The organism is Falsirhodobacter sp. 20TX0035 (assembly GCF_028307215.1).
GTDB lineage: Bacteria > Pseudomonadota > Alphaproteobacteria > Rhodobacterales > Rhodobacteraceae > Falsirhodobacter.
In genome coordinates, this window is sequence record NZ_JAQMHV010000001.1 from 754343 (window position 1) to 776949 (window position 22607).

A 22607-nucleotide genomic window follows, 5' to 3' on the forward strand; every position below is an offset into this window, starting at 1 on the left:
TCAGTCCCGCCGCGCCAAAGCCGCCCGCACCAGATCGGGCGGCAGGTCCATCAGGGTCGCGTTGCGGGTCCACAGGATCGCGGTGTCCACCCGGCGGTCCGGCCAGATCTGCGCCAGCGCGTGAGCATAGGCCCCCATCTGGCGCAGGATCCCGTCCGGCACCTGTTCCGGGGTGGCGGGCACCGTGCGGTTCGACTTGAAGTCGATGGCCAGAACGCGGTCCGCCTCCACGATCAGCCGGTCGATGGTGCCATAAAGACGCGCCCCCTCCAGATCGGCGGTCACCGCCACCTCGGCCAGGGTGTCGGGGGCGAACAGCGCGGGATGCGCGGCCAGGACGGCGTGGGCCTCGGCCAGAAGGTCGTCGTCCGGCACCAAAAGCCGGGCGCGGTCGGGGGCAGTCGGCAGATGCTCCAGCAGCAGGTGCAGCTGCGTGCCCCGCGCCTTGGCGGCCTCCTCTTCCATCCCCTCGCCCGCCAGGGCCTTGGCGCCGCCGAGGTTGGAGGGTGACAGCAGCTTCGGCATCGCCGGCGGATCGCCCACGTGCCGTCGGGTCCACTCCGGCAGGGCGAACGTCTCCGCCACCGCTTCGGCCGCCGCAGGGGCGGGATCGGGCCAGGTTCCGTCCTCCAGCCGCAGGCCGCGGTCGTGCGCGACGGCGCCGGCCCGTTCCATGCCCTGACGGATCAGGTTGTACCAGTTGTCGGCCTGATCCACCTTGCCCGCCGCCGCCGCGATCAGCCAGCATTGCGCCCGGGTCAGCGCCACATACAGCAGCCGCAGCGACTCCGCCTCGCGCGCGGCCTTGCGGACGGCCAGCGCCTCGGCCATGGCAGCGGGCGCTTCGGCCTGCGCCACCTTCCACAGCGTGCCGCCTTCCACCGCGACCAGTTCCTCGCGGTCCTGCGGGCGATGGTCGGCGATGTCGGGCAGGATCACGATGGGCGCTTCCAGCCCCTTGGCGCCATGCACGGTCATCACGCGGATCATGCGGCCCGCGCTGTCCATGCGGCGCTTGACCTCCACCTCGTCCGTGGTCAGCCAGGACAGAAAGCCGGTCAGGCTCGGCACGTCCGTCTGCTCATAGGCCAAGGCCTGCGACAGCAGCTCGTCGATGCCATCCTCCGCCTCGGCCCCAAGGCGGGCCAGAAGGCGGCGGCGGCCGTCATGGCGGGTCAGCACACGCTCGATCAGGTCGTAGGGGCGCAGGAAGTCCGAATGGTTGCGCAGGTCGCGCAGGATGCGCGTCGCCTCGCCCTCCACATGGCGCAGCGCGGCCCAAAGATACCCTTCGCGCGGCTGGGCCAGACGGTACAGCTGATCCTCGCTCCACCCGAACAGGGGGGATCGCAGGATGGCCGCCAGCGACAGGTCATCCTCGGGGGTGGACAGGAAGGCCAGGAGCGCCGTCAGGTCGCGCACCGCCAGTTCCGCGCCCAGCTTCAGACGATCGGCGCCCGCGATGGGCAGGCCCGCCACCTTGCAGGCGCGGATCAGCGGGTTGAACACGCCGCCGCGGCCCCGCACCAGGATCAGGAAGTCGCCCGCGTGGCAGGGGCGGAAGCCGCGCCCGTCGGGGATCTGCACGCCGGTGCGGATCATCTCGCCGATGCGGTCCGCGATCCGGGTGGCCAGCCGCGCGTGGTGGTGTTCGTCGGAAATCAGGTCGACGGGGCTGGACCAGTCCTCGTCCTCGGGCGTCTCGGACGGTTCCACCACCGGCCACAACTCGGCCCGGCCCGGCATGTCGCGAAAGGCGATGTGGCGCATGGCCCCGCCCAGCGCCTCGGGCGGGGTGTCGTCGAAGGTGCGGTCCACCAGCCGCAGGATCGTGGCCGAGGATCGGAATGAATGTTCCAGCTGCAGGTCCTGCAGGCCCAGCTGCGCCTCGGCCAGGCGCGAGGCGAAATGCCCCTTCATCCGGTCAAAGGCCGCCACGTCCGCCCCCTGGAACGAATAGATCGACTGCTTCTTGTCGCCGACCACGAAGATGGTGCGTTCCACGTCCCGCGCGCCTTGGCCGGACGCGAATTCCTGCGCCAGCAGCTCGATCACGCGCCATTGTTCGGGAGAGGTGTCCTGCGCCTCGTCCACAAGGATGTGGTCGATGCCGCCGTCCAGCCGGAACAGCACCCATTGGGCCACCGACGGGTCCGTCAGCAGGTGCACGGTGCGGCGGATCAGGTCGTCGAAGTCCAGCCAGCCGCGCAGGGCCTTGCGCTTGTCGTATTCCGGCAGGAACACGGCGGCGAAATCGTGCAGCGCCACGCTGCGCTGGGCGGCGCGCAGGGCCAGCCGCTTGGGCCGTGCCTCCTCCACCCGCCGCATCAGGTCTTCCAGCCGGTCCAGAAGGGGGCCGAGGGCGGCGCGCGTGGCCTTGGTCGGGAAGCTGCCGATCTTGGCGGTGAACGGTTCCTTCGCGCCGGAACCGGTCAGCAGCACCTCCTCCAGCGTGGCCAGCCCGTCCATGTCGGGCAGCACGCGCAGGCGCGGGGCGTTCTTGGCGTCCGTGGCACTGCCCGCCGTCAGGATGTCGGCCACCTGCGCCAGCCATTCGGCCTCGCCGCCCAGGAAAACGCGGGACAGGATGCTCTCGGCCGTGTCGCCGTCCTCCAGCCCGCAGGCGGCGCGGATCTGGGACGCGGTCAGCGCGGGCAGCAGCCCGTCGCGCTGGCTGGCCATCTGGGCCGACAGGTCCGCAAAATCGGTCCCGCTGAAGGCGCGCGCCAGCGTGGCCACGGCGTCGGGGGCCAGACGGTCGGCCATCTCCTCTACGATGTCGTCGCGCAGAAGGGCGGCGGCGCGGTCGTCCATCTCGGTGAAGCTGGGGGACACGCCCGCCTCCAGCGGGAACCGCCGCAACAGCGTCGCGCAGAACGAATGGATGGTCTGGATGCGCAGCCCGCCCGGCGTCTCGATCGCGCGGGCGAACAGGCGGCGGGCCTTGGCCAGCGTGTCGGGGGCCAGCGCGCCGACGCCCAGCTGCGACAGCGCCTCGATCAGGACCGCATCCTCCAGCATCGCCCATTCGCCCAGACGGCGGAACAGGCGGTTCTGCATTTCGGTCGCGGCGGCCTTGGTGTAGGTCAGGCACAGGATGCGCTGGGGCGACACGTCGGCCAGCAGAAGCCGCGCCACCCGGTCGGTCAGCACCCGCGTCTTGCCCGACCCCGCATTGGCCGACAGCCAGGTGGAGGCGTCGGGCCGCGCGGCGGTCACCTGGCGAAGGGTGGCGTCGTCCATGCTCATCCCACGTCCTCCGGATGCGACGGGTCCTGCATCTCCCACTCTCCGAACCGGGCGAGGTGATCGTAATCCCCTTCCATCCGGTCCTCGAACACGGCGCGGCGGGCGGCATAGCCCTGCGCGCGGCTGGCATACTGGCCGATCAGGGCGTGCAGCTGCTCCCAGACCTTGCCCAGCAACTCCTCGGTGATCTCCGTCGCCTCGATCTTGGGGCGGGTGCCAAGGCCGATATAGCTGACGCGGCGGACGGGGGTCGGGCCCAGCGCCTTGAAGCCGCCGCGTTCGGCCATCACGGCCTCCAGCAGCAGCTGCTTTTCGAACGCGGCCTGCTGCTTCTGCGTGGGGGGCGTGCCGGTCTTGTAATCGACGATGTGCAGCGTGCCGTCCGGCAGGCGGTCGATCCGGTCGGGCCGGGCGGTCAGGCGGAAATCCAGCGGTTCCACCGGCACGCCGCCCGAGTCCTCCAGCCAGACGGGCTCCGCCTCGGACGCGGTTTCCAGCGCGATGAAGAAGTCGGCCGCACGCTCTAGCCGGGCCAGCCACAGGGCGCGGGCGGCGGGCCAGGGCACGTCCTCGGCCAGAACCTGTGCGGCGGTGGCCATCAGCCGGGCATGGGTGGGCGTGCCGCCGTCGCGGATGAAGGTTTCCAGGATGCGGTGCAGGACCGATCCCCTCAGACGCGCGTCCGGTGTCTGGCGCAGGGGATCCAGTGGCTTCAGGCGAAGGATGTTGCGGGCATAGATGGCATAAGGGTCGCGGATCAGCGTGCGGATGCCGGTGACGGCCAGCTGCTTCGGCCGCGCCTCCACCGGCGGGCGGGGGGCGGGGCGGCGGGCCAGCGGCACCGGGGCGCCGGGCGCTTCCAGCTGCGCGGCCATGTCCAGCCAGACGCGCCCCTTGGCGCGCATCGCGTCCAGCGCCGCGGGCCCGTGCTGCGCAGGAAGGCCGGCCATCAGGTTCTGCAACCGGTTCAGCCAGCGCGACGGCACGGTCTCCGCCTCGGCGTCGCGGGTGGCGCGGGACAGGATCACCTCGGGCAGGGCAATCGCCTGCTGGTAATCGTGCGAGGAGAGGCCGATCTGCCGTTCGGGCAGCAGAAGGCCCGCCTGCAACCGCATCTGCCGGTTCAGCCATGGATCGGGGTCGGGCAGCGCGGGCCAGATCCCGTCGTTCAGCCCCCCAAGGATCACGAGGTCGGCGCCCTGCACCCGCGCCTCCAGCGTGCCCCAGATCATGATGCCGGGATGGGCGGCCACGGTTTCCCGCACCTCGCCGCGCGACAGGACGGAGTCGAACAGGTCGGCGTAATCGGCGGGGGTCATGTCGCCGCCATGCTCCGCCTCGGCCTGAAGGTTTTCAAGGATGGACAGGGCCGCCTCGCCCGCCGCGCCCGACCACAGGTTGCCGGGGCCGGTGGCGCCCGGCCCCCCGGCCAGCTGCGCGGCCACGGCCAGATGATGGTCCAGATGCGCGGTCAGGGGCCGGGTGCCCACAGGCTCCAGCCCCGCCAGCGTAGCGCCGATCCAGGCGGCCCAGTCGGCCACCCCGTCGGCGGGGCGGGCCGCGGCCCAGGCGGTCAGGTCGGCGGGCGTGGGGAAGGGCGGGCCGTTGCGGCGCAGGTGCAGTTCCAGATCCCGCGTCCAGCGCAGGTGGTTGCCCCGGTCGGCGCCGGTCGCGGTCAGCGGATGCTTCAGCAGCGTCAGCAGCGCCTCGGGGGTCAGGCGGCGGCCCAGAAGGTGGGCGATGTGGCGGAACAGGCGGCCGGCGGCGGTCTGCTGCAACGGCTCCCCCGCCGAATCGTCCGGCACGATGCCCCACCGGTCCAGCGCCGCCGCCACCCGCCGCGTCAGCCCCCTGTCGGGTGAGATCAGGGCCGCGCGCTTTCCGTCCTCGGCCGCCTGCCGCAGGATCAGGGCGATGGCCTGCGCCTCCACCCGCGGGCGGGAGGCTTCGATCAGCGTCAGGTCCTGCGTGGCGGCGCGCAGGTCGCCCAGATCCTTCCCCTCGGCCAGCCACTGGTCCGTCACGGGGGCGGGGCGGAGCGAGAGGGAGATCAGCCGGTTGCGGGCCGGCGACACCGGAACGTCGTCGGTCCAGTCCGTCACCTGCGCGGGCGTCAGGTCCAGATCGCGCATCAGGCGGTGGAAGCGGTACTGGGGATGATCCTCGGCCGTCAGCGCGTCCGACAGGGCGTCCCAAACCGGCGGGGGCAGGTCGCGGTCAAAGCCCGGGAGCACCAGCGCCCCCTGGTCCAGCCGCGCCACGGCGTGCATGAACAGCGCCGTTGCACCGCGCGATCCGGTGGAGCCTGCGACGATCACCGGCCCCGGCGGCGGATTGGCCTGCCAGCGGGCGGCCAGCGCCACGGCGGCCAGCCGCCCACGCCGGTCGGCGTCGGGTTGCCCGGCAAAGATGGGGGCCACGATGGACAGGAAGCTTTGCGTCCGTGCCCAGTGGGCCGAATGATGCGACACGTCGATGTTCGCGATCGCCTCGGGCGGCACGTCTTCCTGCCCCATCTCTCCCAGCAGGGTGGCGAGGCTGTCGGCCAGATCGTAGGTGGCCGCGCGGGGGGCGAGGTCGGGCTGCGCCTGAAGCAGGGCCGCGATCAGGCGCGACAGTTCCAGCCGCAGGCGCAGGGGCGGAACGGCGTCGGGCAGGTCGGGCACGAGGCCGGCCAGATCGCCCAGAAGGTGGATGCGCGGCAGAAGCCGCGCGCCGCGGGCCGTCAGTATCTCCACCACCCGGCGGCGCATCCGGGCCGTGTTCAGGAACAGCTGCACCCGGGCCATCGCCTCGGGCGGCTGGCCGTCCATGCGGTGCAGCAGGCCGCGCACCAGCGCGGAGGGGAAATCGACGCCCAGCGGGATGGCGGACACTTCACCCATGCAGAAGCGCCTCGGCCAGGGGGAGGCTTTCTGGCCGGCCCACGTCGCACCAGCCCCCCTTGTGGATCACGCCGTGCAGACGCCCTTCGGCGATCATCCGGTCCCACAGGAGGTTGAGGGAGAATTTGCGGTCCGGGATCCGCGCCAAACCGTCCGTCTTCACGATCTGCGCGCCCAGATAGGCGTGATCGCCGCCACGCGACAGGACGGGACCCGCGTTGAAATCGCCGGGCCCGCGATAGCCGGTGGCCTGCCGGGCCGGCAGCAGCAGCAGAAGCGCGTCCATCCGCTCCGGCTCCCACACGCTTTGCAGCTGCGTCAGGGGGTTTTCGCCAGTCCAGACCGCGTCGGTGTTCAGGGTCATCACGGTGTCCGCGCCCAGATGGGGCAGGGCGGCGCGCAGGCCGCCGCCGGTTTCCAGCAATTCCGGTTCATGGCTGACGATGACGTCGGGCGGCAGAACAAGACGGTCGGCCAGATAATGCGTGTTGGCCACGATCCGAGCAGCACCCGCGTCGCGCGCGATGGCCAGCGCGTAGTCGATCAGCGGGCGGCCCGCGACCGGGATCATGGGTTTGGGGCGATCGGCGGTCAGCGCGCCCATGCGCGTGCCCAGACCGGCGGCGAACAGCATCAGGGGCGGCATCGGGCGATCCTGTCCAGAAGGTCGGGGGTGGGGGCGGGCAGATCCAGGGGAACCCCAGCCAGCGCCGGATGGGCCATGTTGCGCCGAAGATGGGCCCAGACGCGCGGGATCAGCGGCAGATAGGACGGTTTCCCCATCACCGCCAGCCGCGCGAAGATGCCGAGGATGCGCAGGTTGCGCTGGGCGCCCAGCACGGCGTACTGCGCGCGGAAGGCCTCGGACGGATCGAAGCGCCGGATCATCGCCTCCTCGGTCGCGGGGGACACGTCGCGGCGCGCGTCCTGCAGCAACGAGACGAGGTCATAGCCCCGCTGCCCCATCTGCCCCAGCTGGAAATCCAGAAGCCCGACCCGCGCCACGCCGTTCCGGTCCGGCAGCCACAGCAGGTTTTCGGCGTGATAGTCGCGCAGGATCAGCACGCGCGGGCCGTCGGCATGAAGGGTCAGGGCGGCGGTCAGGGCGGCGATGGTCGGCTCCGCCTCGTCACCCGCGCCTGCGCAGCGGCCGTACCAGTCGAAGGCCGGGCGCACCGCCTCGGCCCAGTCCGCTGCGGACAGGTCGGGCAGGCCCTTGGGGGCCGGAGCGCCCTGCACCCGGATCAGCACATCGGTGGCGGCGGCATAAAGCTCAGCCTCCCGTTCCGGGGCCTGTGTCAGGATCCGGGCGTAAAGGTCGTCGCCCAGATCCTCCAGCAGCAGGAAGCCCTGCGGCAGGTCCTGTGCCAGAACCTTGGGCGCCGACAGGCCGAGGGCGTTCAGATGCCGGCCGATCGTGACGAAATCCGCCGGATCGTCGCCACTGCGCGGCGGGGCGTCCATCAAGACGGCCTGCCCCCCGGCACCGGACAACCGGTCGTAGCGTCGGGCCGAGGCATCGCCCGCCAAGGGCGTGCGCCCGGCATCGCTCCATCCCGCACTGGACAGCAGCCGTTCGGCCTGCTGCCGGCGCAGGGCGGCGATCAGGGCAGGGGGGCCGTCCAACCGTGCCAGACGGCCGTCGCCCTCCACCTCCAGCGCGATGCGCAGGGCGTCGGCGGGAACAAGGTCGCCCAGACGGTCCGGCCATTCGATGAGGCAGATCGCCTCGGCCATTGCGGCGTCCAGCCCCAGTTCGATCACCTCGTCCGGGTGGGACAGGCGGTAAAGGTCGGCGTGCCAGATCTCCGGCACCCCTTCATAGGTCTGCACCAGCGTGAAGGTGGGCGAGGGGATGTCGCGTTCCCCCGTGCGCGCGTGGATCAGGGCGCGGGACAGGTGCGTCTTGCCCGCGCCGATGCCGCCCGACAGCAGCACGGTGTCGCCGGCCCGCAGGATGGCGGCAAGGTCGGTGCCAAGGCGGGCCGTGGCATCATCGTCGGCAAGGGGAAGCAGCAGCGTCATCATGCGCGAAAATGACGGCGCGACCCGCCCGGCGCAAGGGGGATCAGCCGTAGCGCGCGACCTTCTGCGCGGCTTCGTGCATCTGGAACCCCACCAGCGTCGCCCCGCCCGGCAAGGCGGTGAACCGGCATTCCATCCGGCGCCCGTCCAGAAGGTGCAGCGTGCCCTGCCCGCCGGTGCGGGGGCCAAGGGTGACGGCGAAATGCTCCACCTCGGCCCAGAGGGGGCTGGGGGCGGTCGCCGCACGCCAGCGGGCGCACAGCGTGCCGATTCCAACCTCGGCCACTATCGTGCCGGGATCGTCGTCCCACATCCGCGCATAGGCCGCGTTGGAGATGACGAGCGTGCCGGACGGCGAGAACACCGCCACCCCTTCGGTCATCGCGTCGATCACGGACTGTCCCAGTTCCAGATCGGCACGATACCGGCGGGTGCGCGTCATCTCGCCCGAGATGTCCTCGAACAGGAGGGCCATGGCGCCGTCGGGATGCGGGCGGCCCACCACGCGCCAGGTCTGGCCGCCGGGCAGGTTCCACGTCTCCTCGAACCGGCCATGGGTGGCGGCCTCTTCTAGGTCGATCATCTGCTTGCGCCAGTGGCGATAGTCCTTGGGTTCGGGGATCAGGGCCCGTTCCCGTAGCGCGTCCAGCACCGAAAACAACGACGGGCGCGAGGACAGCATGTCGGGCGGCAGCCCCGTCAGGTCCATCAGCGCGGGGTTGAAGATCTGCAGCAGCCGCTGCCGGTCGAAGATGGCAAGGCCGATGGGCAGGTCGGCGAACGTGCGGGCCAGGGTCTGGCGGAATTCCCGCAGCTGCGCCTCGGCCAGAACGGCGCGGTCCAGCGGCCAGGCGGTGCCCACCTGCGCTTGGCGCATCGCGTGCATCCATCCGCTGGCCAGGTTGACGGGTCCGTCCTGCGGAAAAAGGTGCGGCAAGGGCCATTGCGGAGCGGAGGCGCCCGCGGCGCGGACATAGGCGGGGTTGGCCCATGTCACCTCTCCGGCCGTTCCCTCCTCCCACAGGGGGGTCTGGGCGTGCTGGACGATCCGGCGCAGGCGCGCGATCTCGGCGGACTGGGCGGCCTGGGTCAGGGCGTCCTGCCCCGGCGCGTCGCTGTCCAGCGCGATGCGGGTGATGCCGCCGTGCAGGCTCGCCTCCACCGTCAGGCCGGACGGGCTGGTCATCTGCACGCGGCCTTCGCGGTCCAGCTGCGTCAGTCGGTCGGTCAGATCGGGCAGGTGATGGGCCAGATGTTCCTGCAAACGACGCCGGGCTTCGGGCGGTTCGGCGTCCAGCGCGGCCAGAAGAAGGCGGGCGGAGGGGCTGCAATCGATCAGACGGTCCCCGTCGAACAGGAACACGCTTCCGCCATCGGCGGGCGTGGCGGCGGCCCGGCGGCGCAGGGTGTCAAGCACCACAAATCCCCCCGCGCAGGCGAGAAGGGCCACCGCCTCGGCACGCAGCAGATCGATCCAACCGATGGGCACAGCACACTTTCCTAGTTCCAGAAGGGCAACCGTCTGTCACAAGGGTTAACAACTTATTAAATTTTGTCCTATCAACCCGCGACCGCGACAGGAATGTCACGCCTCGAAGGGCGGATTGGCCTCCAGCGGGCCGTTCTCGGGGGCAAGCGCCTCGCGTGGCCAGATCAGTTCGGCCACCGCCCCGCTGCGCGAAATCCGCTCCTCGGGTTTCAGGAAGGGGCTGGAGCCGTTGGTGAAGGACAGGGTGGCGCCAGTGCGTTCCAGAAGCGTCTTCGCGATGAACAGCCCCAGCCCCATGCCGTCATATTCCGGCCGCAGGGGATCGGCGGGGGATTTGCGGGACCGCACGAACGGCTCCCCGATCCGGCCTAGGATCTGGGGGCTGTAGCCCGCGCCATCGTCGGCCACGCGCACGAGGATCCGGTCGTCGGACCAGCGGGCGTCGATCCAGACCGTGCTGTCGGCGAAGTCCACGGCGTTCTGGATCAGGTTGCGCAGCCCGTGGATCACCTCGGGGCGGCGCAGGACGGTGGGGATGCGGTCGTCCATCCCCGCCTCGGACCGGGCCGAGATCTCCACGGCCTTGCCGCGCGCCATGTGCGGCTCCGCCGCCTCGCGCAGGACGGAGGTGAGGGGGGCCTGCCGCATGTGCGTGTCGTCCTTGCCCGCCCGCCCCATAGACCGCAGGATGTCGCGGCACCGGTCGGCCTGTTCGCGGATCAGGGCCGCGTCCTCAAGCAGTTCGGGGCGGTCGGCCAGTTCGTCCATCAGCTCGGTGCTGACCAGCTTGATCGTGGCCAGCGGCGTGCCCAATTCGTGCGCGGCCGCCGCCACGACGCCCCCCAGATCGGTCAGCTTCTGTTCGCGGGCCAGCGCCATCTGCGTGGCCAGAAGAGCCTTGGTGGTGGTGCGGATCTCGGTCGACACGCGGCGTGCGTAGATGGAGGTGAAGGCGATCCCGATGACCATGGACATCCAGAACCCGAAGCGGAAAAGGCCGGGGGTTTCCAAGAGCGTGTTGTCCGAAAGCTCCATCGGCAGGTGCCAAAGCGTGACCAACGTGACCCAGCCGGTGGCGCAGACAGCCATGATGATTGTTGTCGTCAGGCTGAGCGCGGAGGCCGCGATGACCACGGGCGCCAGGATCAGCAGCACGAAGGGGTTTGAGAGCCCCCCCGTCAGGAAGACCAGCGCCGACAGCTGGGACATGTCGAACAGAAGCGTCAGACGGGCCTCCGCCTCGGTCAGAAGGCGGTTGGTGGGGCTGGACCAGGCGAAGGCGAGGTTGGCCAGCACCGCCCCCGCGACCACGGCGTAGCACGGCCCCAGCGGCAGGTGCACGTCCAGCCAGCGGTAGCACACGGTGATCGCCACCAGCTGCCCGAAGATGGAGATCCAGCGCAGGTTGACCAGCGTGCGCAGGCGCAGCCAGTCGCCGCGCGGCATCATGGGACGGGAAACGGCAAGCATGATGGCGTCCTTGTTGTTGCGGCGTGGTATAGCGGTCCGGGCGGGCGGATCAATCGCGCTTGTTTGACGGCAGAGGCGCGATCTTCTAACGCTGCACCATATGGACAGGAGATCCCACACATGACGGAAGCCCTGCACCCCGATCTGGGGGCCGACCGCTCCCTTCTGCTGGTCGATGATGACGAACCCTTCGTGAAGCGGCTGGCCCGCGCGATGGAAAAGCGCGGCTTCGAACCCGTCACGGCCGAAAGCGTGGCCGCGGGCCGCGCGCTGGTCGAACAGTCGCCCCCCGCCTATGCCGTGGTCGATCTGCGGCTGGAGGATGGAAACGGGCTGGACGTGGTGGAACTGCTGCGCGAACGCCGCCCGGAATGCCGCATCGTCGTGCTGACCGGATACGGCGCCATCGCCACCGCCGTGGCCGCGGTGAAGATCGGCGCGACGGATTACCTGTCGAAACCCGCCGATGCCAATGAACTGACCAACGCGCTTTTGGCGAAAGGCGAGGCTTTGCCGGAATTGCCCGACAATCCGATGTCCGCCGATCGCGTTCGCTGGGAACACATTCAGCGCGTTTATGAAATGTGCGATCGAAACGTTTCGGAAACGGCACGGCGGCTCAGCATGCATCGGCGAACCCTTCAGCGCATTCTTGCCAAAAGAAGCCCGAAATAAATCACCATTCCGCGACGGGCTGAATTGAATGTTGATGTCCGCGTTCTATTCTGCTTGACGGGGACAGGTTTAGGTCATGGAGACAAAATGGACATCGACGCGCTTTCGCTGAAGGAATTGAAGGATCTGCGGGTGCGGATCGACCGGGCCATCGAAAGTTTCGAAGGCCGGCGGAAACGCGAAGCCGCCGAGGCGCTGGAAGCCAAGGCCAAGGAATTGGGCTTTTCGCTGAAAGACCTCGTGGATCTGGGCACCCCTCGCAAACGGGCCGCAGCCACCGCGAAATACGCCAATCCGGAAAACCCGGCTGATACCTGGACGGGCCGGGGTCGCAAGCCCCGTTGGTTCGTGGAAGCCACGGCGGCCGGCCGCAGCCCGGAAGACATGGCGATCTGATCAGGCCATCAGTTCGAGGCAGCGAAGAACCAGATCGCGACGCGTTTCCACCGGGGGACGCAGGACGATTTCCAGCCCGTCGGTCCATTGCGGATCGGCGGGCTTTCCAAAATACCGCGTCGCTTCGGTTTCGGTGAAGCCCGCGATCTGCACCGCCTCCATCCGGGCGGAAATGCGATCCGCCTGTTTTATGCGGCGTTTCAGGGCCACCGGCAAAGCGGCGGGCAATCCGAAACGCCGATGAATGGCGGTGGTCAATCGCAGGTCCAGCTCTTTATAGCCGGGGCCGATGGCGCTTTTGACCGGGCTGATCATGTCGCCAATCACGTATTCCGGGGCATCGTGCAAAAGAGCGGCCAATTGTTCGGCCTTGGTGGCTTCCGGTTGAAGGCGCGTGAAAATACGTTCAACCAGAAGGGAATGTTCAGCCACGGAATAGGGCCAGTCGCCAAGGGTCTGCCCATTCCAGCGCGCGACGAAGGCAAGGCCGTGGGCGATGTCCTCGATCTCGATATCCATCGGCGTGGGATTGAGGAGGTCGAGCCGCCGGCCCGACAGCATGCGTTGCCAGGCGCGCATCAGCGTTTCCCCATGGGTATAATTCGGGCGGAGACGGAAACGGATTTTGGGGGTGTCATGGTCAGCTCCGGCTGGGCGGTCGGGTGGCGAAAGGGATACGTCACGCCGCGCGATCCTGCAAACGCAAGAGTGGCCGGGATGCCGCCCGCGGCAAAAACGGGAACATTGCCGTGTCAAGGCCGTTGTTACGGAAAGGAGGGACCGATCATGTTCCGCAAGATGACCTGCCGTATGGCCCTGGCTGGGGCCGCTCTGACCGCTCTGGCCTTGCCCGTGGCCGCCGTGATGCCGCCGGAAGGCGACAACGTGAATCTGGCCTATTACGACAGCATTCAGCGGACCGGCGCCGACCAGTTGCCGACCGATCCCTACTGCGCGAATCCCGAACTGCTGGCTGCCGATCTGGGCGAGGCTTATGGGGAGGCCCGCATCCTGACGGCCACCCGCGACAACGGCCGCCAGTTCGAGGTCTGGGCCTCGGACGACGCCGGGACCTGGACCGTCAGCTACACCCGACCCGACGGCATCGCCTGCGTGATCGGTTCCGGCACCGGCTGGGACAACGGCGACAACGCGACGGCCCGGCTGAAAGAGGTCGGCCTGAGCCTCTGATTGCCCGCAAGGGGATGGAATGGTATGCCCGGCTCCGACACATTCAACGGAGCGTCATATGCCTGATTTCATCGTCAAGGACATCGCCCTCGCCGGTTATGGTCGCAAGGAGCTGACCATCGCCGAAACCGAAATGCCGGGCCTGATGTCCCTGCGCGAGGAATATGGCGCGGAGCAACCCCTGAAGGGGGCCCGCATTGCCGGATCCCTTCACATGACCATCCAGACCGGCGTGCTGATCGAAACGCTGGTCGCCCTCGGCGCCACGGTGCGCTGGGCGTCGTGCAACATCTTCTCCACCCAGGATCATGCGGCAGCGGCCATTGCGGAAGCGGGCATTCCCGTCTTCGCCGTGAAGGGCGAGACGCTGGAGGAGTACTGGACCTACACCGACCAGATCTTCCAGTTCGAGGACGGCGCGAACCTGATCCTTGACGATGGCGGCGACGCGACGATGTATATCCTGATGGGCGCGCGGGTCGAAGCCGGCGAGACGGGCCTGATCGACGTGCCGACGAGCGAGGAGGAGACGTTCCTCTTCGCCCAGATCAGGAAGCGTCTGGCCGCCACCCCCGGCTGGTTCACGAAGCAGCGCGACATGCTGAAGGGCGTGTCCGAGGAAACGACGACCGGCGTGCACCGTCTGTACGATCTGCACAAGAAGGGCCTGCTGCCCTTCCCAGCGATCAACGTGAACGACTCGGTTACCAAGTCGAAGTTCGACAACAAGTATGGCTGCAAGGAATCGCTGGTTGACGGCATCCGCCGCGCGACCGACGTGATGATGGCCGGTAAGGTCGCCGTGGTCTGCGGCTATGGCGACGTGGGAAAGGGTTCGGCCGCCAGCTTGCGTGGCGCCGGCGCCCGCGTGAAGGTGACCGAGGTCGACCCGATCTGCGCCCTGCAGGCCGCCATGGACGGGTTCGAGGTGACGCTGCTGGAGGATGAGGTCGGATCGGCCGACATCTTCATCACCACCACCGGCAACAAGGACGTGATCCGGATCGAGCATATGCGCGCGATGAAGGACATGGCCATTGTCGGCAATATTGGCCACTTCGACAACGAGATCCAGGTCGCCGCGCTGAAGAACCACAAGTGGACCAACATCAAGGACCAGGTGGACATGATCGAGATGCCTTCGGGCGCGCGGATCATCCTGCTGTCCGAAGGCCGTCTGCTGAACCTGGGCAACGCCACGGGGCACCCGTCCTTCGTGATGTCGGCCTCTTTCACCAACCAGACGCTGGCGCAGATCGAACTGTGGACCAAGGGTGACGAGTATCAGCCGGGCGTGTTCATCCTGCCGAAGACTCTGGACGAAAAGGTGGCCCGTCTGCATCTGGCCAAGATCGGCGTGAAGCTGACCACCCTGCAGAAGGAACAGGCCGACTATATCGGCGTGACGGTCGACGGCCCCTACAAGCCCGAGCATTACCGCTACTGATCGCGACCCGGTGAGTCCAAAAGCAAAGGCGCCCCGCGGGGCGCCTTTTTTGGTGTCAGGCGTTGGCCTTGGGTTCGTCGTGATGCGGACGGCTGGGATCGTGATCCTTGCCGCGGATCTTCAGCACGGCGCCTAGGACGAACACGAAGAACACCGGCACAAAGAACACCGCAAGGATCGTGGCCGAGATCATGCCACCGATCACGCCCGTGCCGATCGCGTTCTGGCTGGCGGCCGAGGCGCCCGAGGCGATGGCCAGCGGCACCACGCCCAGCGTGAACGCCATCGACGTCATCAGGATCGGACGGAAGCGCAGCTTCGCCGCTTCCACCGCCGCGTCGATCAGGCCCATGCCTTCGGCGCGCAGGTCCTTTGCGAACTCCACGATCAGGATGGCGTTCTTGGCCGACAGGCCGATGATCGCGATCAGGCCCACCTTGAAGTAGATGTCGTTGGGCATGTCGCGCAGCATCACCGCCGCGACGCAGCCGATGATCCCCAGCGGCGTGACCAGCATCACCGCCAGCGGGATCGACCAGCTTTCGTAAAGGCCCGCCAGCAGCAGGAACACGAACAGGATCGACATGCCGAACAGCAGGACCATGGTGTTGCCCGAGGAGATCTCCTCGGCCGTCTGGCCCGTCCATTCATAGGCGAAGCCCTGACCGAGCTCTCCGGCCAGACGTTCCATCAGGGCGATGGCGTCGCCCGATGACACGCCGGGCGCCGCCTGCCCCGCGATGCGGACCGCCGGATAGCCGTTGTAGCCGACCACCTGGCTGGGACCCACTTCCCATTCCACCGTCGCGAAGGAGGAGAAGGGCACCATGCCGCCATCCGCGTTGCGCACGGTCAGGTTCAGGATGTCCTCGGTCTGCATGCGCGATTCTTCCTGCGCCTGCACGATCACGCGCTGCTGACGGCCCCCGTTCGGGAAGTCGTTGACATAGGAAGACCCGAGGTTCGAGGAGATGGTGCGGTTGATGTCGGCAAAGGTCACGCCAAAGGTCTGCGCCTTGTCGCGGTCGATGGTGACGGACACCTGCGCGGCCGAAGGCATGCCTTCCACGCGCAGCCCCACGACCTGGCCGCCTTCCTGTGCCTTGGCCATCAGCTGCTGGGCCGCCTGTTGCAGGGCCTGCTGGCCCAAGCCCCCGCGATCTTCCAGCCGGAAGGCGAAGCCGCCCGTGGTGCCGAAGCCCGGAATGGGCGGCGGCGACAACGAGAAGACCTGCGCGTCCTGCACCCCGAAGAACAGCGCCTGGTTGGCCCCGTTCGCGATCTCATCGGCGCTTTGGCTGCGTTCGGACCAGTCCTTGAAGGTGGTGAACATCAGGCCCGCGTTCGGCCCCTGACCCGAGAAGGAGAAGCCGCGGATCGCCACGGTGTTCGTGACCGCCTCGTTCGACAGGTAGTAGCCTTCGACCTGCTTCAGGACCGCGTCCGTCCGCTGCGAGGAGGAGGTGGGCGGCGTCTGGATGTCGGAGATGACGAAGCCCTGATCCTCGTTCGGAAGGAACGACGTGGGAAGCTTCAGGAAGCCCCAGCCGGTGACGCCCGCGATGACCAGATACAGAAGCATCATCATCACCGAACGGCGCGCCAGCATCCGCACGCTGCGCGAATAGCGTTCGGTGCCCGCGTCGAACTTGCGGTTGAACCAGCCGAAGAAGCCGCGCTTTTCATGATGCCCCTTGATGGGCTTCAGGAAGGTCGCGCACAGCGCGGGCGTCAGCGACAGCGCGAGGAACGCCGAGAACAGGATCGAGGACACCATCGTCAGCGAGAACTGGCGGTAGATGATCCCGGTCGATCCCGGGAAGAAGGCCATCGGGATGAACACGGCCGTCAGCACCAGCGTGATGCCGATGATGGCGCCCTGGATCTGGCCCATGGCCTTCTGCGTGGCTTCCTTCGGACCCAGCCCTTCATGGGCCATGATCCGCTCCACGTTCTCGATCACCACGATGGCGTCGTCGACAAGGATGCCGATGGCCAGCACCATCGCGAACATGGTCAGCACGTTGATCGACAGCCCCAGCACGAACATGACGGACAAGGCGCCCGCCAGCGCGATCGGCACCACGATCGTCGGGATCAGGGTGTAGCGGATGTTCTGCAGGAACAGGAACATCACCATGAACACGAGCACGACGGCCTCGACCAGCGTGTGCAGCACCTTTTCGATCGACGCCTCCACGAAGGGGGTCGTGTCATAGGGGATGGAGTATTCGACGCTTTCGGGGAAATACGCCTTCAGCTCCTCCATCTTGGCGCGGATGGCTTCCGACGTTTCCAGCGCGTTCCCGTCGCTGGACAGCTGCACGCCAAGGGCGGCGGCCGGCTGGCCGTTCAGGCGCGAGTTGAACGAATAGGTGTCCGCCCCCACCTCCACGCGCGCCACGTCCGACAGGCGCACGGTGGACCCGTTCTGGTTGGCGCGCAGCACGATCTTGCCGAACTCCTCGGCCGAGGCGAGCTGACCCTTCACCAGAACGGTGGCGGTCAGCTGCTGGCCGATGGGGTTCGGGTCCGCGCCGATCTGGCCGGCGGCCACTTGGGCGTTCTGCGCCTCGATCGCGCTGATCACGTCGGCGGTGGACAGGTTGTAGCCCGTCAGCTTGTCCGGATCGATCCAGATGCGCATCGCCTCCTCCGAGGAGAAGACCTGCGCCCGGCCGACGCCGGCCGTCCGCTGGATCTCGTTCACGACGTTGCGGCTGAGATAGTCGCCAAGCGCGACCGAGTTCAGCGACCCGTCCGAGGAGGTCAGCGCCACGACCATCAGGAAGCCCTGGCTTGCCTCCTCCACCGTGACGCCCTGATCAGTCACGACCTGCGGCAGCACGGGCTCCACCCGGGCCACGGCGTTCTGCACGTCGACCTGCGCCTTCGCCGTGTCCGTTCCCGGCTCGAACGTCGCAGTGATGGAGATGGCGCCGGAACTGTCGGAGGTGGATTCGAAATACTGGATGCCGTCGACGGAGTTCAGCTCCTCCTCGATCGGCTGGGCCACGGCCTCGTACATCTCCTCGGGGGAGGAGCCGGTATAGGCCGCCGTGATGGAAATTTGCGGCGGCGCGACCGCCGGGTATTGCGAGATGGGCAGGGACTGAAGGCTCAGGAACCCCGCGATCACGATGAAGATCGAGATGACCCATGCCAGCACGGGTCTTAGAATGAAGAATTGTGACATCGGGCCGCCTCAGTTGGCCGGTTGCTCACCCTGGGCGGTATCGCCCTGGGCGTTGGGATCGGCGTTCGGCTGCCAGGGTTCGGGCTGGACGGCCATTCCCGGCTGAAGCTTCTGCGCCCCGGCCACCACCACGCGGTCGCCCGGGTTCAGGCCCTCGTTCACCACCCAGCGCCCGTCGATGACGGAGCCGAGGGTCACGGGGCGGGGCTGCACGCTGTTGTCCTCGCCGATCACGAAGACGCTGGTGGATCCGTCCTGCGCGCGCTGCACCGCCATCTGCGGCACGGCCAGCGCGTCGTTGCGGACGGCCTGTTCGATCTGCACGCGGACGTACAGGCCGGGCAGGAGATAGCCTTCGGGGTTGGGCACCTCGGCGCGTAGGGTCACCTGGCCCGTCGTTTCGTCCACCGTCGCTTCGGAGAAGAGCAGCTTGCCCGGATGTTCATAACGCGTGCCGTCGTCGTAGAAGATGGACACCTTCGCCTCGCCCGGCGCGGCGGCGGCAAGCTGGCCTTCCGCCATCTGACGGCGCAGCGCCAGCACCTGCGAGGTGGACTGCGTGAAGTCGGCATAGATCGGGTCCAGCTGCTGGATCGTGGCCAGCACATCGGTCTGGGCCGCAACAAGCGCGCCTTCCGTGATCGTCGCGCGGCCGATCACGCCGGTGATCGGGGCCCGAACCTCGGTGTAGTCCAGATCCAGCTGGGCCTGCTGCAACTGCGCCTGAGCGATGGCGATATCGGCGTCCGCCTGCGCCAGCGCGCTGACCGCGGTGTCGTAGGTGGAGCCGGAGGAAGCGTTGCGCTCGCGCAGTTCCTGCTGGCGGGTCGCCTCGGACTGGGCGTTCTTCTGGGCCGCCTGGGCGCGGGCCAGCGTGCCTTCGGCGCTGGCGACCTGAACACGGTACTGCGCGGGATCGAGACGATACAGCACGTCGCCCGCGTTCACGAGGCTGCCCTGCTCGAACACGCGCTCCACCACGATGCCGCCCACGCGGGGGCGCACCTCGGCGATGCGGGTGGCGGAGATGCGTCCGGGAAGGTCGTTGATGACCGGAAGGGCCTCGGGCTGGACCTGCACGAACGAGACGGGGGTGGGCGGCATCTCACCGCCCCCCTGCGCCTGGGCCAGTGCGGCCTGAACGGGGATCAGTGCGGCCAGAACGGCGATGCAAAGACGTTTCATGGGAAGGAACCTGTCGAAAAAGGGGAGGAGGTCAGGTTGAGGGTAGAGGGGCGGACAGCAGGGAGGCGATGTCCGCCAGAAGTTGCCGGCGTTCGTCCGGCGGGAAATGGTGAAAACCAAGATATTCCAGGGCCATGACGCCGTGGAGCGCGGCCCAGACCAGACGGGCGCGGGCGGGATCGGACGCTTCCGACACGACGCGTTCCAGATCTTCCCGGAACGCGGTCGCCATCAGTTCGCGACAGGTGTTGTCGTCGGCAAAGCTGGCGGTGATCGCCATGGCGCAGGAGATATCCTCGTCCGAAGGGGATTGGGCGCAATGGCCCAGCATGCCCTTCAAAAACGCGTCCGGCTGGCCTTCATGCCCTTCGGCCGCCGCTTCCAGATCGACGTGCTTCTGATCCAGCCGCTTGCGCACAAAAGCCGCCAGCAACGCGTTCTTGGAGCTGAAGTCGTAGACGACGCTGGACTTGCTGATCCCGGCCGCGCGGGCCACGGCCTCGATCGAAAGGCCCGCCACGCCATGTTCGCGCACGACCGCTTCGATCGCGTCCATGGTCACGTTACGGTCGATTGTGCGCTTGCGTCCCAAATCCGTGTTCCGCCCCGGAATAGCCATCCAATCGTTCGGATATGGGGCGCAGGGCGGCGGGTCAACCCGATTTCAATGCAATCGTTCCGAAATCCCGCATCGGGCGCTTTGGTCGCAGCCCTTTCAGGCCGCCAGCAGCCGGTGCAGGCGTTGCAGGGCCAGTTCATAGCCTTGGGTGCCGAAGCCGGCCATCACACCATCCGCCCGGGCGCTGATATAGGAATGATGCCGGAAGGATTCGCGCGCGTGCACGTTGGAAATGTGCAGTTCGATCACCGGGCCGTCGAACGCCTTCAGCGCGTCCAGGATCGCGACGGAGGTGTGGGTGTAGGCGCCGGCGTTGATGATGATGCCCTGCGCCGCCATCCGCGCCTCGTGGATCCAGTCGACCAGCTGCCCTTCGTGGTTGGACTGAAGGAACCGAATCTCCAGCCCCAAGTCGCGCGCCTCCGTTTCGCAGCGCGCCTCCACGTCGGCCAGCGTTTCGTGGCCGTAGATTTCGGGCTGGCGCTGGCCCAGAAGGTTCAGGTTCGGACCGTTGAGGATGTAGATGGTCATGAGGTTCTGGGCTCCGTTTCGGCCAAGGCGTCCAGATAGGATTTGCACCACGACTGGATGTCATGTTCCAGCAGATAGTTCATCATGTCGCGCCAGCGGCCGCGCCGTTCCTCCAGCGTCATGGACAGGGCCCATTCGATGGCGCGGGCCGTCTGCTCGCTGTCATAGGGGTTGCACAGGACGGCGCCCTTCAACTCGCGCGCGGCACCGGCGAACCGCGACAGGACCAGCACGCCCGGATCGTCGGGGTTCTGGGCCGCCACGTATTCCTTGGCCACCAGGTTCATCCCGTCGCGCAGCGGGGTGACCAGCCCCACCCGCGCCTCGCGGTACAGGCCCGCCAGTGATTCCCGGTCCACCGACTGGTTGATGTAGCGGATGGGCGTCCAGTCGATCCGGCCCATGACGCCGTTCACATGGCCCGCCAGCGATTCCACCTCGGCCCGCATGTCGCGGTATTCCGGCACGTCCGAGCGCGAGGAGGGCGCGATCTGCAGCAGGGTGACATTGCCCGCGCGGTCGGCGTTCATCTCCAGGAATTGTTCGAACGCGAGGATGCGCTGGGGGATGCCCTTGGAATAGTCCAGCCGGTCCACGCCGATGATCAGGTCGCGCCCGTTCATGGACCGGCGCAGCTCCTGCACCGCCTCGGCCGAGGTGGAGGCGGCCGCAAGATCGGCGAAGGCCTGCGTTTCGATCCCGATGCCGAAGGTGCGCGCGTGGAAGGTGCGGCCATAGGCGGTCAGGACCGCGTGGGACGGATCGTCGGCCACGCTGCCCTCGGCCCGCCCGCCCACGCCTTCGCGGATCAGGCAGGAGATGTAGTTGTCCAGATCGTGATCCGTCTGGAAGCCCACGAGGTCATAGGCCGACAGGCCCTTCATGATCTGGTCGTGGATGGGGGCCGCGAACAGGATGTCCGCCGGGGGCCACGGGATGTGCAGGAAGAACCCGATGCGGTTGGTCACGCCGCGGCGGCGCAATTCCTCGGCCAGCGGGATCAGGTGATAGTCGTGCACCCAGATGATGTCGTCGGATTCGATCAGCGGCATCAGCCGGTCCGCGAACATGCGGTTCACGCGGAAATAGCCGTCCTTGTCGCGCCGGGAATATTCCGCGAGGTCGATCCGGCAGTGGAACAAGGGCCACAGCACGCGGTTCGCAAACCCGCTGTAGTATTCGTCCTTGTCCTTGTCCGACAGGTCGGTCAGCGCGAAATCGATGGCACCATGCTGGCGGTGGGTGACGGGGCCGGGCTCCCCCTCGCCCACGGATTCACCGGACCAGCCGAACCAGATGCCGCCGCTTTCCTGCAGGGCCGCGTTCACGGCCACCGCAAGCCCGCCCGCCGGCATGACGCCATCCTTGTCGGGCAGCGGCACACGGTTCGATACGACGATCATGCGTCCCATTGGGCGATCCTTTCAAGGCTGGCGCGCAGCGCGGCGGGCGAGGGCAGATGCGCCCGGGCGGCGGTGGGTTCGGACGGATCGGCGATCCGGATGGACAGGCCGCCGCGGTTGTTCGCGACGGGGAACATCGTCTCGTCCGTGACGTCGTCGCCGATGGTGACGGGACGGCGGCCGGCAAAGGGCGCCTCGTTCAGAAACGCCGTGACCGCCCCGCCCTTGGTGGCCCCGGCGGGGCGCAGTTCGACCACGCCCTTGCCGAACTGAAGCTCCCATTCCGGGCCGATTCCGGCGGCGATGGCGGTCATGGTGGCCTTGACTTCCTCCATTCGCTCGGGCGCCTGACGGTAGTGCAGGCCGATGGCAAGGCCCTTGTCCTCCACCACGAGGCCGGGGATGTCGGCAAAGGGGGCCACTTGCGCGCGCACCCGGTCCAGCCCCGGCGGCACCGTCACCTCCCGCACCCGGCCGTCGGCGCGGCGGCGCTGGAAGCCGTGCAGCCCCGCCAGCGGGAAGGTCCGCCCGAAGGTCGCGTCCACCCATTCCAGCTTGCGGCCCGTCACCAGCGCCAGCGCGCCGCCAAGGCGGTCCGACAGGCGGGCCAGCGTGTCCGGCAGCCCGTCCGGCACCGTGATGCCTTCCGGCGTCGGGGCCAGGTCGATCAGGCAGCCGTCGATGTCCAGAAACAGCGCAAAGGCGCCGGGATCTTCAAGAAGGGGGGCAAGGGGATCGGTCATCGGCTCATGGGTTTGTTGCTGTCGAACGGGTATCTGGCCCGCAGGCCGGGGAAATCCACCGTGGAACAAGCGGGCCCCCTCAGGCGCTGTGGCCCCGACATGT

General features: G+C 68.1%; 17 protein-coding genes and 1 pseudogene. 4 read left to right on the forward strand and 14 right to left on the reverse strand.

The window, feature by feature from the left end; genetic code table 11:
• The 7 genes and pseudogenes from addA to regB form a co-directional block, all read right to left on the reverse strand.
• Positions 1-3249, reverse strand: coding sequence for a double-strand break repair helicase AddA (gene addA / locus PIJ50_RS03840; RefSeq protein WP_271972832.1), 3249 nt, complete (start codon positions 3247-3249; stop codon positions 1-3).
• Positions 3246-6134 (reverse strand): double-strand break repair protein AddB, encoded by a 2889-nt coding sequence (gene addB / locus PIJ50_RS03845; protein WP_271972834.1) that lies wholly within the window; start codon positions 6132-6134, stop codon positions 3246-3248. Before addB ends, addA begins: the two co-directional genes overlap by 4 nt.
• Positions 6127-6780: a nucleotidyltransferase family protein gene (locus tag PIJ50_RS03850; RefSeq protein ID WP_271972836.1), complete on the reverse strand. Its 654-nt coding sequence runs from the start codon at positions 6778-6780 to the stop codon at positions 6127-6129. Before PIJ50_RS03850 ends, addB begins: the two co-directional genes overlap by 8 nt.
• Entirely contained in the window at positions 6768-7742 is a 975-nt protein-coding gene (locus PIJ50_RS03855; protein WP_442900704.1) for an aminoglycoside phosphotransferase family protein, read from the reverse strand. Before PIJ50_RS03855 ends, PIJ50_RS03850 begins: the two co-directional genes overlap by 13 nt.
• A 24-nt stretch (positions 7743-7766) precedes the next feature.
• A pseudogene (gene tsaE, locus PIJ50_RS16410) lies at positions 7767-8162 on the reverse strand (tRNA (adenosine(37)-N6)-threonylcarbamoyltransferase complex ATPase subunit type 1 TsaE); the annotation flags it as partial.
• A 40-nt stretch (positions 8163-8202) separates the two neighbouring features.
• Positions 8203-9648, reverse strand: a complete 1446-nt coding sequence (locus PIJ50_RS03860; protein ID WP_271972840.1) for a PAS-domain containing protein — start codon at positions 9646-9648, stop codon at positions 8203-8205.
• A gap of 96 nt (positions 9649-9744) precedes the next feature.
• Positions 9745-11118 carry a sensor histidine kinase RegB gene (gene regB / locus PIJ50_RS03865; RefSeq protein WP_271972841.1) on the reverse strand — a complete coding sequence of 458 codons (1374 nt, stop codon included), beginning with the start codon at positions 11116-11118 and terminating at the stop codon, positions 9745-9747.
• A 120-nt stretch (positions 11119-11238) separates the two neighbouring features.
• Here regB and PIJ50_RS03870 point away from each other — a divergent pair, with 120 nt between their 5' ends.
• On the forward strand, positions 11239-11793 hold the full coding sequence (locus PIJ50_RS03870; protein ID WP_271972843.1) for an ActR/PrrA/RegA family redox response regulator transcription factor: 555 nt from the start codon (positions 11239-11241) through the stop codon (positions 11791-11793).
• 87 nt (positions 11794-11880) lie between these two features.
• Complete coding sequence (locus tag PIJ50_RS03875; protein ID WP_271972844.1) at positions 11881-12189, forward strand: H-NS histone family protein; 309 nt, start codon at positions 11881-11883, stop codon at positions 12187-12189.
• Here PIJ50_RS03875 and PIJ50_RS03880 read toward each other — a convergent pair whose 3' ends face one another.
• Positions 12190-12768, reverse strand: coding sequence for an HD domain-containing protein (locus PIJ50_RS03880; protein ID WP_271972845.1), 579 nt, complete (start codon positions 12766-12768; stop codon positions 12190-12192).
• A gap of 207 nt (positions 12769-12975) precedes the next feature.
• Here PIJ50_RS03880 and PIJ50_RS03885 point away from each other — a divergent pair, with 207 nt between their 5' ends.
• The gene (locus PIJ50_RS03885; RefSeq protein WP_271972846.1) at positions 12976-13380 is read left to right on the forward strand and encodes a hypothetical protein; all 405 of its coding nucleotides are present in this window, start codon (positions 12976-12978) and stop codon (positions 13378-13380) included.
• A gap of 58 nt (positions 13381-13438) precedes the next feature.
• Complete coding sequence (ahcY, locus tag PIJ50_RS03890; protein WP_271972847.1) at positions 13439-14827, forward strand: adenosylhomocysteinase; 1389 nt, start codon at positions 13439-13441, stop codon at positions 14825-14827.
• 55 nt (positions 14828-14882) lie between these two features.
• On the opposite strand, the gene PIJ50_RS03895 is transcribed toward ahcY, so the two are convergent.
• The 6 genes from PIJ50_RS03895 to otsB all read right to left on the reverse strand — a co-directional run bounded on the left by PIJ50_RS03895 (position 14883) and on the right by otsB (position 22504).
• Positions 14883-18023, reverse strand: coding sequence for a multidrug efflux RND transporter permease subunit (locus PIJ50_RS03895; protein ID WP_271972849.1), 3141 nt, complete (start codon positions 18021-18023; stop codon positions 14883-14885).
• Between the two features lie 9 nt (positions 18024-18032).
• Entirely contained in the window at positions 18033-19208 is a 1176-nt protein-coding gene (locus tag PIJ50_RS03900) for an efflux RND transporter periplasmic adaptor subunit (RefSeq protein WP_271972851.1), read from the reverse strand.
• A gap of 31 nt (positions 19209-19239) precedes the next feature.
• Positions 19240-19764: a TetR/AcrR family transcriptional regulator gene (locus tag PIJ50_RS03905; RefSeq protein WP_271972853.1), complete on the reverse strand. Its 525-nt coding sequence runs from the start codon at positions 19762-19764 to the stop codon at positions 19240-19242.
• Between the two features lie 159 nt (positions 19765-19923).
• A complete protein-coding gene (gene aroQ, locus PIJ50_RS03910; RefSeq protein WP_271972855.1) occupies positions 19924-20358 on the reverse strand; it encodes a type II 3-dehydroquinate dehydratase in 435 nt (144 codons plus the stop codon).
• On the reverse strand, positions 20355-21770 hold the full coding sequence (otsA, locus tag PIJ50_RS03915; protein ID WP_271972857.1) for an alpha,alpha-trehalose-phosphate synthase (UDP-forming): 1416 nt from the start codon (positions 21768-21770) through the stop codon (positions 20355-20357). The genes aroQ and otsA overlap by 4 nt, the downstream gene beginning before the upstream one ends.
• Positions 21758-22504, reverse strand: a complete 747-nt coding sequence (otsB, locus tag PIJ50_RS03920) for a trehalose-phosphatase (RefSeq protein ID WP_271972859.1) — start codon at positions 22502-22504, stop codon at positions 21758-21760. Before otsB ends, otsA begins: the two co-directional genes overlap by 13 nt.
• Between the last annotated feature and the right edge of the window lie 103 nt (positions 22505-22607).